The organism is Actinokineospora spheciospongiae (genome assembly GCF_003182415.1).
Taxonomy (GTDB): domain Bacteria; phylum Actinomycetota; class Actinomycetes; order Mycobacteriales; family Pseudonocardiaceae; genus Actinokineospora; species Actinokineospora spheciospongiae.
In genome coordinates this window covers 489092-501491 of the sequence record NZ_QHCP01000001.1, presented here as the reverse complement: position 1 = coordinate 501491, position 12400 = coordinate 489092, and the positions used below count along the sequence as shown (strand labels likewise).

Genomic DNA, 12400 nt, shown 5'->3' with positions numbered 1-12400 from the left:
CGCGGCTGCACCTGATCAGCAGGCCACTGGGAACGCGAGTCGGGGCGCGGGGCGTGCTGATCCGACTCCGGGAAGCGGCCCGCAGGTGGCTGTTGCCGATCGAGCGGCTGCGGCGGACGGGGGTGCGACTGGCCGGGATGCGCTTGGTTGACCGGGCGCTGCGACCCCGGTGGCATCGGGGTGGGGGCGTGCTGCGAGGGGTTCGTCAGACCGGAGGCCGGTGGCGCGGAGTGCGTCGGGGCGGGCTCCTGTCCGCCCCGGTGGGGCAGCGGACCGGGGTGCTGGGCACCCTGCGGGTTCGCGGGCAGGCCGACCGGTGGCACGACTTGCCCGCCGTGCTGCGGGACCGGTGGCCGGAGCTGGTTGGGGCGAGCCTGGTTCGGGTTCTGCCCACCGGCCTGTCCCGGCGGGGGGAGCGGGTGCTGACCGGATGAGCGGTCCGGCGACCAGGCTGCCGCCTGGGGCGGACGAGGCGGAACGGGCGGTCGAGTGTCCTGCTGCCCCGGTCCGCCCTGCGGGCGTCCGTGTGGGGCGGGGGGCGGCACCGGACCACCCGCGCGCGGGGGTGCGGTGTTCGGATCACCGTTGCGGGCGCCCCCGCCCTGGTGACCGGGCGCGCGTGGAACGGGCGGCTGGGGCGCGTACCCGTTCTGGTCAGCCGGGCGGGTGGGTCCACCCTGCGCGGGCGGACCGGTGCGGCGGTCGCCCGCACCACCAGCACCCGAGGTGCCGCCGGGAGCCGGGTTCCCACCACCCGGCCCGGGGCCTGCCGGACCCCGGGTCCCCGGGCGAGCGGGCCTGTTCCCCTGCGGATCGGCACCACGGTTGCCCGACTCGCCTGCGGGAACACGTCCGCCACGGCTGTCCGCACCGGGTGCGGCCGTGCCGGGTGCGGCAGGCCCGCCGCCCGGAGTCCCCCCGGCCGGGGTCTGGCCGGAGCGGGCCTGAGTGGGGGTGGTGGCGGCACGATCCGGAGAGCGGGAGCCCACATCAGCCACCGACGACCCCTGACCAGAACGGGCCGAAGCAGCCGAAGCACGCTCCGGCGGCCGGGAGCCCGGACCAGCCACCGGCGACCCCTGACCGGGGCGGACCGAAGCAGCGGCGGCACGATCCGGCGGCCGGGAGCCCGTGCCTTTCAGGGGTGGTGCCTGACCGGGGCGGCCGGGCGGCGGGGTGGGGACGGTCGGGGAGCGGGAGCCCTGGGTCGGGGTGGTGGGGGTGGGATGGGCGGAAGCGCGTTGGGCGGTCGGGGCCGTTGTGGGGGTGGCGGAACCCGTGGGGGCGTTGGTCTTCGCCGGGGCGTTCGCGCCTGCCGTGCCTCCCGTGCCTCCCGTGGTGGGGCGGGCGGCGGTGCCGGTGGCGGTGGTGGGGGCCTTGGTCTCGCGGGCGAGGCGGTCCATGGTGCTCGCGGCGGACTGGTCGGTGGCGCGGGCGGTCTGGGCGCTGGAGCGGGCGTTGGTGCCCGCGTTCTCGGCGGCGTTGGCGGCGCCCTCGACGCTGGTGCGGGCTCGGGCCACGGCCCGGTCCGCCGCGCCCATCGCGACCTGGCCGAAGACGCCCGCGCTGGCGGCGCCTGCGCCTGCGCCTGCGGGGATCTTGCCGCCCACGGCGCCGCGCACCTGGCCCGCTCGGCCGACCATGCGGCCGCCGAGGGACTCGACGCTGTCCGGGTTCATGCCGGTGGTGCCGGGGCCGCCGACCCCTCCCGGGCCCGGGGTGGGCCTGCCGGAGGTGGACGAGCCGCCGGGTGGGCCGCCGGTGTGGTGGGTGGAGCTGTGGTGGGAGGAGCTGCTGTCCGAGCCGGTGCCCCTGTTGCGGCCGGGCATCAGCGGGGCGGGTGGGTGACGTGGCCGGGGGTGGGTTCGGCTTCTCGCGGGGACGTCCACGCCGTGGTGTGGACCACATTCGCGCTCGACACCTCGCGCTCGGCGTCGGTCACCCACTTCTCGACGTCGCGCAGCCACATGTCGGACGTGTTCACGTTGAACCGATCCTCCCCCCGGAAGCCCCGGCGGGGAGCTTACAGCGGGGGTCCGGGGCGCTGGTGCGGCGTACCGGAGTGGACTGTCGGCCGCCGCCGCGCCGTCTGCCCCCGGGGCGGGCACCGCGTACCGTTGGGTGGGTGACCACCGCACCGCTGTCGACCGTGACCCTGGGCGACGAGTTCGCCCGCACGCTTCCGGAGATGGCCCTGCCCTGGCAGGCGGACGTGGCGGCCGCGCCGGAACTGCTCGTGCTCAACGAGGCCCTGGCCGCCGAGTTCGGCCTCGACCCCGGGTGGCTGCGCGGGCCGGAGGGGGTGCGGCTGCTCGTCGGGAACCTGGTGCCCGAGGGGGCCGCGCCGGTGGCGCAGGCCTACGCCGGGCACCAGTTCGGGGGCTACTCCCCCCGGCTCGGCGACGGGCGGGCGCTGCTGCTCGGCGAACTCGTCCACGCCGACGGGCTGCCGCGCGACCTGCACCTCAAGGGGTCCGGGCGGACACCGTTCTCCCGGGGCGGGGACGGGTTGGCGGCGGTCGGGCCGATGTTGCGCGAGTACGTCGTCAGCGAGGCGATGCACGCCCTCGGGATTCCCACGACCCGGTCGCTGGCCGTGGTGGCGACCGGGACGCCGGTGCACCGGGAGGGGCCGCTGCCGGGGGCCGTGCTGGCGCGGGTGGCGAGCAGCCACCTGCGGGTGGGCAGCTTCCAGTACGCCGCCGCCACCGGGGACGTGGACCTGCTGCGCAGGCTCGCCGACCACGCGATCGCCCGCCACCACCCCGACGCCGGGGCGGCCGAGCGGCGGCACCTGGCGCTGTTCGAGGCGGTGGTGGCCGACCAGGCGGCGCTGGTGGCGCGGTGGATGCTGGTGGGCTTCGTGCACGGGGTGATGAACACCGACAACATGACGATCTCCGGTGAGACCATCGACTACGGGCCGTGCGCGTTCATGGAGGCCTTCGACCCGGCCACCGCCTACAGCTCCATCGACCACCAGGGCCGCTACGCCTACGGCAACCAGCCCGCCATGGCGGAGTGGAACCTGGCCCGGCTCGCCGAGGCCATGCTGCCCCTGTTCGCCGACGACCAGGAGCGGGCCGTCGAACTGGCGGTGCAGGCGCTCGGGGAGTTCCGCAGGCAGTACAACGACGCCTGGACGGCCGGGATGCGGGCCAAGCTGGGCCTGCCCGACAGCCTCGACCCGGCGGAAACCGCGCCGCTGGTCGACGACCTGCTGGTCCTGCTGCGGGACAACCACGTCGACCACACCTCGTTCCACCGCCGCCTCGCCGCCGCCGCTCGCGGGGACGCCGAGCCCGCGCGCGGGCTGGTCCTCGACCTCGCGGGGATCGACGGCTGGCTGGACCGCTGGCGCGCGTTGGAGCCGGACACGGAGGCGATGGACCGGGTCAACCCCGTCTACGTCCCCCGCAACCACCTCGTCGAGGAAGCGCTGGCCGCCGCGACGGGTGGTGACCTGGAACCGTTCCGGCGGCTGCTGGACGCGGTGAGCGCTCCCTTCGACGAGCGGCCCGGCCTCGACCGCTACGCCGAACCGGCACCGCGGGACTTCGGTTCGACCTACCAGACCTTCTGCGGGACCTGAGCCCCCGGTTGCCTCCGGGGCACCGCTTCCAAACGTCCTCAATGGAGTGGTTTGCCCAGGTCAGCCTCCACACGATGGGGTGACTCCCCCGGCGGGTGCCGAGCTGCCGACGCACCATCGGATTGTTGTCGCAGTTCGCAATTCGGTCGGGGAACGACAGGAGGCTGTCATGAGGCGTGCACGTGCTTTGCTGACCGGGGTTTCGGTGTGCCTGGCGTTGACGGTGGTGACGGATGCCGCCCAGGCAACCGGTGCGCCGCAGGCGGAGGACCGGGGAAGCGCAGTGGCGAAAGACGCGTTCAGCGACGAGGTCGTCGCCGCGCACAACGCGGCCAGGGCGCGCCACGGCGCCCCGCCGGTGTCGTGGGACCCCTCCATGACCGCCGCGACGCAGCAGTACGCGAACGCGTGCCGGTTCAAGCACTCCAACAGCCAGGGCAAGTACGGGGAGAACCTCTACGCCAGCTCCGACCCCAAGGCGGGCATCAGGGAGGCGGTGGACTCCTGGATGGCCGAGGCATCGAAGTACAACTACAACAGCCCCGGGTTCTCGGCCGCCACGGGGCACTTCACCCAGTTGGTGTGGAAGTCGAGCACCAAGGTGAGCGCGGTCGTCGTCCAGTGCGGGGCGGGCACGATCATGCAGCAGGCGAGCAGGTTCGTCGTGGTCCGCTACACGCCCGCGGGCAACTACCCGGGCCAGTTCCCGCAGAACGTGGGCCGTCCCGTCAAGTGAAGCGCTGACAGGTCGCGAGCCCGTTGTCGGTCCACTTCGGATCAGTCCTCTGCGGACGGTTCGAGCGGACCGACAACGGGCTCTCGCGCGCTCAGAGGTTGGAGAAGTGCGAGGCGTCACCCGTGCGCGGGGTGCTGCGGGTGCCGTCGACGCTGATCGGGACGTCGCCCGCGAGGGTGATGCGGTGCAGGCGGCGTGGGTGGTCGTCGTAGTCGGCGATGGCGTAATGCTGGGTGGCGCGGTTGTCCCAGATGGCCACGTCGCCTTCCCGCCACTGCCAGCGGACCGTGTTCTCCAGGCGGGTGACGCGGGCCTGGAGCAACTGGAACAGGGCGGCCGACTCGGTGGAGGACAGGCCGATGAACCGCTTGACGAAGTGGCCGAGGACGAGCGCGCGCTCCCCGGTCTCCGGGTGCACGCGGACCACGGGGTGCTCGGTCTCGAACAGCTCGGAGACGAACTCGGCGCGGTACTCCTTGGACTTGGTGTCCACACCGCCGATGCGGGTCTCGTCGATGTTGGCCGCGTAGTCGTAGGCGTTGGTGTGCACCGCCCACAGGCCGTCCACGAGCGCCTTGAGCGACGGCGGCAGAGTTTCGTACGCGGCGGCGGTGTTGGCCCACGTGGTGTCGCCGCCGTGCGGCGGCAGGTGCAGGGCGCGCAGGATGCTGACCGACGGGATGCGGTCGACGAAGGTCACGTCGGTGTGCCAGCTATTGGCCTTGCCGTGCTCGGAGTCGATCGGCAGCACGTTCGCGTTGCGCACGCCCTTGACCGTGGGGTGCGCCAGCGTCGGTTCGCCCAGCAGCGCGGCGAACGCGAGCTGGCCCTCGTCGTCGAGGTGGTGCTGGTCGCGGAAGAAGATGATCTTGTTGGCCAGCAGGGCCTGCCGCACCTCGGCGACGGTCGCCGCGTCGAGGTCGCCGCCGAGGCGCACGCCGTCGACCCGGGCGCCGATGACACCGCCCAGCTTGGTCGCGGTCACCGCGTTCTGCGTTTGCAGGGTCACTGGAACCCCTTTCACGGGTTTGGTGGGATGAGCTGACCGTACGAACGCGCCGTCGCACCGGACAAGGCTTCTTGCCGCACTGAAAATAAGTACGGGCCGGGATTCCACATTGCGGGCAGCGTTGACTTCCGGGGCGGTCGAACAGAGCCTTCCTGCTTGTCCGGGTGCCGCAGTCGCCGCCCGGTGACCCACCCGACCGCGTGTGCGGCGGTTCGCCTCCCCCGTGAACGGAAGGGAGGCCGCTGCCCGCCCGCAGAGACGATCGAGGCCGTCCTGTCCAGAAACGCCACCGCCGCGGGCGTGCTCGCCGTGATCCGCCGCGCCGGTCCCCTCTCGCGCGCCGCCATCGGCGAGCGCACGGGCCTGAGCCTGCCCACGGTGAGCCGCAGCGTGTCCGCGCTGATCGGCGTCGGCCTGGTGCGCGAGCACCCCGAACTGGTCCCGGTGGGCAGCATCGGCAGGCCGAGGGTGCCGCTGCACCTCGACGACGGGGTGTTCGCCGTCGGCGGTGTCCACATCGGAGTGAGCACCACCACCTACGGCCTGGCGGACCTGCGCGGCGCGATCATCGCCTCGCAGGAGCTGCCGACCCCGTCCGGTGACGCCGAGGACGCCCTCGCGCACATCGCCGGGAAGCTGCGGGCGTTCCTGCGCCGCTTCCCGCGCCGGGTGGTGCTCGGGGTCGGGTTGGCCAGCGGTGGCCAGGTGGACACCGAGCGCGGTCTGCTCGACCACGAGCGGCTGGGCTGGCGGTCGGTGCCCGCGGCGGAGGCGCTGCGCCGCGCCACCGGGCTGCCGGTGCTGCTGGAGGGCCACGTGGCCGCGATGGCCAGCGCGGAGCTGGTGTTCGGCCGCGGCGCGAGCGCGCCGAGCCTGCTGTACTTCTACGCCCGCGAGGTCGTCGGCATCGCCATGGTGGTCGACGGCAGGCTGCACCGCGGCCCGTGGGGCGGCAGCACGATCGCGCACCTGCCGGTGGGCGGGTCGGCCGAGTGCCCGTGCGGCGCGCTGGGCTGCCTGGAGGCCGAGGTGTGCGACCGCACCGTGGCCGAGCGGGCCGCGGCGGCGGGGGTGGTCGACGAGGCCGACATCCGGCTGGTGCGCGCCGCTGCGGCCGGGGGCGACAGCCGGGCCGTGGGGCTGCTCACCGACCGCGCGCACACCATCGGCCGCGCCGCGGCCATCCTGCGCGACGTGCTCAACCCGCACGCGGTGGTGCTCGGCGGCCAGGCCGTCACCGAGGACCCCGACCGGCTGCCCGACCTGCTGCGCAGCTTCCGCGACACCACCACCCTGCCCGGCCCGGCCGACTTGGTGTCGGTCACCCCGTTCGGACCCGCGGTGCAGGCGGTCGCCGCCTGCACCGGGCTGCTCACCCGAGTCTTCGAGAACCCCTTCGACTTCGTCCGCCCCACCCGGAAGGCACCGACCCCGTGAACTCCCCCTTGCGCAGACGCGCAGTCCTGCGCGGCGTGGCCGCGACCGCCCTGCTGCTGGCCACCGCCGCCTGCCAGTCCGCTGTGGACGCCCAGTCCGGCGGCGCGGGCAGCACCCCGAAGCAGGGCGGTGTGGCCGAGGTCGGGGTGAACGTCGACCTCGTCCCCGGCAACATCCTGACCAACAGCAACGTGTCCATCACCACCGTGGTCGGCCTGGTCTACGAGCCGCTGATCCGCTACGGCAAGGACGACCTCAAGCCGCAACCGGCGCTCGCCACCGAGTGGACGGCCGCACCGGACGGCACCTCGCTGACGCTCAAGCTGCGCCAGGGGGTCAAGTTCCACACCGGTCGCCCGTTCACCAGCGAGGACGTCAAGTTCTCCCTCCAGACCTACGCCGACCCGAAGTGGAACGGACAACTGCGCAGCACCGCCACGGCCATCACCGCCATCGAGACCCCCTCCCCCACCGAGGTCACGCTTCGGTTGGCGCACCCGGTGAGCAACCTGTTCGACCTGCTCGACACCGCGCCGATCCTCGACAGCGAGACCGCCGCGGACATCGGCACCGGCAAGCGGTTCGTCGGCACCGGGCCGTTCAAGTTCGACCAGTGGCGGCCCAACACCGACCTCACCTTCTCCCGAAACCCGGACTACTGGGGCGGCCCGGCGCACCTCGACGGCGTGCACGTGCGGGTCATCCCCGACGGCCAGTCGCTGCTGTCGGCGCTCAAGTCCGGTCAGGTGCAGCTCGCCCGCGGCGTCGGCTACCGCGACGCGGAGTCGGTGGCGAACACCCCCGGCGTCACCGTCAAACCGCTCGACCGCGGCGCCGAGTTGCAGGCCTACGTCGGGATCAACGTGTCGGTGCCCGGCCTGGACGACCCGAGGGTGCGGCAGGCGATCGGCTTCGCCCTGGACCGCGAGCGGATCATCAAGGAGGTCTTCCGGGGCGCGGGCTACCCGACGTCGCTGCCGTGGCCAAAGGGCAGCCCCGCCTTCGACGCCGCCCGCAACGGGCACTTCACCCACGACCCGGCGAAGGCGCAGGCGCTGCTGGCCGAGCACGGGCAGCCGGTGCCGACCGTGCCGCTGACCTACGTCGGCACCGACAACGTCGCGGCCTCCGTGGCGCAGATCGTGCAGAACGACCTCAGCCGGGTCGGCATCACCGTGGAGCTGCGGCCGGTGGACTCCACGCAGTTCGTCAAGCAGCTCATCGGCGCCCAGTTCCCCGGCCTGTGGACGACCACCCACTCCTGGGCCCAGTTCACCCCGTCCACCCTGGCGGTGAGCGCGTACCCGTTCAACGCCCGCCGCAACGCCTCCCACTTCACCGCCGACACCTACACCGCCGCGGCGGACGAGGCGTGGCAGGTGCCGGTGGGCGGGGACAGCCCGGCCGCGTACGCCGAGCTGTCGAAGCAACTGCTCGACGGTTCGTTCCTGATCGAGATCGGTGTGGTGTTCGAGCAACTGGTGCTGCGGGACGCGCTGCACGACGTGGACTACACCCGCAGGCGCGAACTCGACCTCAGCAAGGCGTACCTGTCGTGACCCGCTACCTGCTGCGCCGCGTCCCGTCCGCGGTGGCCGTGCTCTGGTTGGCGTCGGTGCTGGTGTTCCTCGTGCTCCGGGCCGTGCCCGGGGACGCGGCCAGCGCCCTCGCCGGACCGGACGCCACCCCCGACGTCGTCGCCGCCATCCGCCACGACCTGGGGCTGGACCTGCCGGTGGCCGAGCAGTACGCGCGGTGGGTCGGCGGGCTGCTCTCGGCGGACCTGGGCCGGTCGTACCTCGTCGGCGGCGACATCGCCGACCTGGTCGCCGACGGCCTGGCGAACACGCTGACCCTGACCCTGGCCGCGCTGCTGCTCGCCGTGCTGGTGGCGCTGGTGCTGGGGCCGCTGTGGGCGGTCTCGCGCGGCGGCTGGCTCGACCGGGCGCTCACCGCCTTCCACACCGCGGCGGTCGCGCTGCCGACCTTCGCCACCGGGGTGCTGCTGATCCTGGTGTTCGGGGTGGTGTTCCGGCTGCTGCCCACCGGCGGGGTGCCACCGGGCGGGCTGCTCGACCGGGTCGACATCACCGCCCAGTACCTGCTGATGCCCGCGGTGTGCCTGGCCCTGCCGGTCTCGGCGGTGCTGACCGGGTTCCTGGCGGAGACGCTGCGCGCGGAACTGCGCCAGGACTACGTGCTCACCGCGCTGGCGGCGGGCGTGTCGCGGCGGTCGGTCGTCTTCGGGCACACCCTGCGCAACGCCCTGCCGGTCACCATGACCGCGCTGGGCCTGCAAACCGGCGCGCTGCTGGGCGGGGCCGTGCTGGTGGAGTCGATCTTCGCCTGGCCGGGGCTGGGGCTGCTGGTGGAGCAGGGCATCACCCGCCGCGACTACCCGGTGGTGCAGGTGCTGCTGATGCTGTCGGTGGCGGTGTTCGTGGTCATCCAGCTCCTGACCGACGTGGCGCACGCGTGGCTGGACCCGCGCGTGCGGCTGGGGGGTGCGCGATGAGGCGGCTGCCCGCCCAGGTGCTTGTGGGGGGTGTGCTCGTCGGGCTGGTCGTGGTGGCCGGGCTGCTCGGGCCGCTGCTGGTCCCGCACGACCCGTACACCCAGATCGACGGCGCGAACCTGCTCGGCCCGTCCGCGGCGCACCCGCTGGGCACCGACGAGCTGAACCGCGACGTCCTCGCCCGGCTGCTCACCGGCATCCGGGTGGACCTGCTGACCAGCTTCGTCGCGGTCCCGCTCGGCGCGCTGCTCGGCTGCGCGGTCGGGGCGCTGGCCACGGTGAACGCGGCGCTGGACGTGGCCGTGCAGCGGGTGTTCGACGTGCTGCTGGCCTTCCCGCAGCTCATCCTGGCCATCGGCCTCGCCGCGGTCATCGGCCCCGGTGCCGCGTCGGTGGTGCTGGTCGTGGTGCTGGTGGAGATCCCGGTGTTCGGCAGGCTGCTGCGCGCGGCGGTGCTGCGGGTGCGCGAGGCCCAGTTCGTCACCGCGAGCGAGGTGGCGGGCGGCGGGCGGGGCTGGGTGCTGCGCACGCACGTGCTGCCCAACTGCCGAGGGCCGGTGCTGGTGCAGCTCGCCCTGTCCATGTCGGTGGCGGTGTTCATCGAGGGGGCGATGAGCGTGCTGGGCATCGGCGTCACCCCGCCGAACCCGTCGCTGGGGTCGCTGCTGGCCACGTCCCTGCGCTACCTCGACCTCAACCCGCTGTTCGCCGTCGGTCCGCTGGTGGTGATCGCGGCGCTGGTGCTCGGCTTCGGGCTGCTGGCGCGCGGTGCGGGCAACCCGGCCCTGGAGGCGGCATGAGCACCCCGATGAACACCCCGCCCCACGCCCGCGGCTACACCGGCTTCCCCGGCCGGGTCGGGCGGACCTTCGCCGAGTCCCGGCCCGCCTGGCCCGCCGAGCCGGGTCGGGCGGGCAGGCCGAACGTCGTGGTCGTGCTGGTCGACGACCTCGGCTACGCCGACATCGGCCCGTTCGGCGGCGAGGTCGACACCCCGGCGTTGGACGCGCTGGCCGCCGGCGGGCTGCGGCTGACCAACTACCACACGACGCCGCTGTGCTCGCCGTCCCGCGCGGCGCTGCTGACCGGGTTGAACCCGCACCGGGCCGGGTTCGCGTTCCCGGCGAACTCCGACCCCGGCTACCCCGGGTACTCCTTCCAGCTCCCCGACGACGCCCCGTCGCTGCCGGAGTCGCTGCGCGCGGCGGGCTACGCCACCCTCGCGGTCGGCAAGTGGCACCTGACCAGGGACGCGGCCAGCCACGACGCGGCCGACCGGTCGTCGTGGCCGCTGCAACGCGGGTTCGACCGGTACTTCGGCAGCCTGGAGGGGTTGACCAACCTGCACCACCCGCACCGGCTGGTGTGGGACAACAGCCCCTATGACGTGGCGGACTACCGCGACGGCTACTACCTCACCGACGACCTGACCGACCGCGCCATCGGCATGGTCGACACGTTGCGCGCGAGCGACCCGGACAAGCCGTTCTTCCTGTACTTCGCCCACCACGCCATGCACGGCCCGCTCGGCGCCACCGAAGCGGACCTGGCCCACTACCGGGGCCGCTACGACGAGGGCTGGGACGTCATCCGGGAGCGGCGCTTCGCCAAGCAGCTCGCCGAGGGCCTGTTCCCGCCCGGCACCACCCTGCCGCCGCGCAACAGCGAACCGGGCCGGGACGTGCCGCCGTGGTCGGAGGTGCCCGCGGACCGGCGGGAGTTCTTCGCCAGGTACAAGGAGGTGTACGCGGCCACGCTGCACGCGGTGGACCGCAGCGTCGGCCGGATCGTGGGGGCGCTGCGCAGGCACGGCGAACTCGACAACACCATCGTCGTGTTCACCTCCGACAACGGCGCCACCGCGGAGGGCGGCCCGGAGGGCACGCGCAGCTACTTCAGCCAGTTCGTGCACGTGCCCGGCGTCCCGTCCACCTGGGACCGCGACGTGGCCAGGGACCTGGATCTGCTCGGCGGCCCGCAGGCGACCGTGCACTACCCGCGCGGCTGGGCGCAGGCGTCGAACACCCCGTTCCGGCTCTACAAGTTCGACACGTACGCGGGCGGGGTCCGCACGCCGTTCCTCGCGCACTGGCCCGCCGGGCTGGAACCGGGCCTGCGCCACCAGTACACCTACGTCACCGACGTGGCACCGACACTGTTGGAGCTGGCGGGCGTGCCCCGGTTGGAAGCTCGCCACGGCGTGCCCGCGGTCGAGGAGGACGGGGTGAGCGTGGTGCCCGTGCTGCGCGACCCGGACGCGGCGAGCCCGCACACCAGCCAGTACACCGAGACCGGTGGCAACCGCGGCTACTACGCCGACGGGTGGAAGGTCGTCACCCGCCACGTTCCCGGAACCGCCTACGACGACGGCGAGTGGGAGCTGTACCACGTGGCGGAGGACCCGACGGAGACCGAGGACGTCGCCGCCGCGCACCCGGACAAGCTCGCCGAACTGGCGGCGGCGTGGGAGCGGGAGGCCTGGCGCAACACCGTGTTCCCGCTGACCGACCACGGCCCCGCCGCGCACCTGCGCCGCCCGTCCGACGAGCGGTTCAGCCGCCCGGTGACCCTGTACCCGGGTACGCCCACGCTGGAGCGCTACCGGTCCGCGCAACTGGTCCAGTTCCGCGACTTCACGGCCACCGCGGCCGTCGACTTCCACCCGGGCGACCGGGGCGTGCTGTTCGCCCACGGCGACCAGGGCGGCGGGTACGTGGTGTTCGTCGACCGGGACGCGGTCCACCTGACCTACAACGCCTACGGCAAGCCGTTCCGCTCCGAGCCGCTGCCCCTGCGGGGCGGTGACGTCGAGGTCCGGCTGACCGCGCGGGCGCTGCCGGACTTCGAGTGGGCACTGACCCTCACCGCAGGCGACTCCGCTGCCTCGGTCGGGCCGGTGCCCCAGTTGATCGGCCTGGCCCCCTTCACCGGCATCAGCGTCGGCGCCGACCGCGGCGGCCCGGTGGACTGGGACCTGCACACCGCCGAGCGGGCGTTCCCGTACACCGGCGCGCTGCGGCACGTGCGCTACGAACCCGGCGCGCGGGCCGCCTACGACCCCGCCCTCCTCGCCCGGTTGTGGGCCGAGGCCGAACGCGTCTACGACTAGGA

The 12400-nt window shown here is 73.7% G+C and carries 11 protein-coding genes; 9 read left to right on the top strand and 2 right to left on the bottom strand.

All coding sequences use genetic code 11. The features are described 5' to 3' along the window. The first annotated feature begins 260 nt into the window (after positions 1-260). On the top strand, positions 261-434 hold the full coding sequence (locus DFQ13_RS32900; RefSeq protein ID WP_181399798.1) for a hypothetical protein: 174 nt from the start codon (positions 261-263) through the stop codon (positions 432-434). Between the two features lie 892 nt (positions 435-1326). After that, positions 1327-1848: a hypothetical protein gene (locus tag DFQ13_RS02105; protein WP_146241033.1), complete on the top strand. Its 522-nt coding sequence runs from the start codon at positions 1327-1329 to the stop codon at positions 1846-1848. Here the strand turns inward: DFQ13_RS02105 and DFQ13_RS33485 are convergent. Continuing rightward, entirely contained in the window at positions 1829-1984 is a 156-nt protein-coding gene (locus DFQ13_RS33485; protein ID WP_161784437.1) for a hypothetical protein, read from the bottom strand. The two genes, DFQ13_RS02105 and DFQ13_RS33485, sit on opposite strands and share 20 nt — an antisense overlap. Positions 1985-2125: 141 nt before the next feature. Between DFQ13_RS33485 and DFQ13_RS02100 the strand changes: the two genes are divergently transcribed. After that, positions 2126-3592, top strand: coding sequence for a protein adenylyltransferase SelO (locus tag DFQ13_RS02100; protein WP_110078599.1), 1467 nt, complete (start codon positions 2126-2128; stop codon positions 3590-3592). A gap of 169 nt (positions 3593-3761) precedes the next feature. Further along, positions 3762-4328, top strand: a complete 567-nt coding sequence (locus DFQ13_RS02095) for a CAP family protein (protein WP_110078598.1) — start codon at positions 3762-3764, stop codon at positions 4326-4328. Positions 4329-4419: 91 nt separating this feature from the next. Here DFQ13_RS02095 and DFQ13_RS02090 read toward each other — a convergent pair whose 3' ends face one another. Next, the gene (locus tag DFQ13_RS02090; RefSeq protein ID WP_325050888.1) at positions 4420-5337 is read right to left on the bottom strand and encodes a TauD/TfdA dioxygenase family protein; all 918 of its coding nucleotides are present in this window, start codon (positions 5335-5337) and stop codon (positions 4420-4422) included. A 261-nt stretch (positions 5338-5598) separates the two neighbouring features. Between DFQ13_RS02090 and DFQ13_RS02085 the strand changes: the two genes are divergently transcribed. Genes DFQ13_RS02085 through DFQ13_RS02065 form a run of 5 tightly spaced genes read left to right on the top strand, consistent with a single transcriptional unit; the run spans position 5599 to position 12398 of the window. Beyond that, the gene (locus DFQ13_RS02085; protein ID WP_181399822.1) at positions 5599-6774 is read left to right on the top strand and encodes an ROK family transcriptional regulator; all 1176 of its coding nucleotides are present in this window, start codon (positions 5599-5601) and stop codon (positions 6772-6774) included. Further along, the gene (locus DFQ13_RS02080; RefSeq protein WP_110078595.1) at positions 6771-8333 is read left to right on the top strand and encodes an ABC transporter substrate-binding protein; all 1563 of its coding nucleotides are present in this window, start codon (positions 6771-6773) and stop codon (positions 8331-8333) included. Before DFQ13_RS02085 ends, DFQ13_RS02080 begins: the two co-directional genes overlap by 4 nt. Beyond that, entirely contained in the window at positions 8330-9289 is a 960-nt protein-coding gene (locus tag DFQ13_RS02075; protein WP_035279908.1) for an ABC transporter permease, read from the top strand. Before DFQ13_RS02080 ends, DFQ13_RS02075 begins: the two co-directional genes overlap by 4 nt. Continuing rightward, complete coding sequence (locus DFQ13_RS02070; RefSeq protein WP_110078594.1) at positions 9286-10089, top strand: ABC transporter permease; 804 nt, start codon at positions 9286-9288, stop codon at positions 10087-10089. Before DFQ13_RS02075 ends, DFQ13_RS02070 begins: the two co-directional genes overlap by 4 nt. Next, positions 10086-12398: an arylsulfatase gene (locus tag DFQ13_RS02065; RefSeq protein ID WP_233438223.1), complete on the top strand. Its 2313-nt coding sequence runs from the start codon at positions 10086-10088 to the stop codon at positions 12396-12398. Before DFQ13_RS02070 ends, DFQ13_RS02065 begins: the two co-directional genes overlap by 4 nt. Positions 12399-12400: the final 2 nt, after the last annotated feature.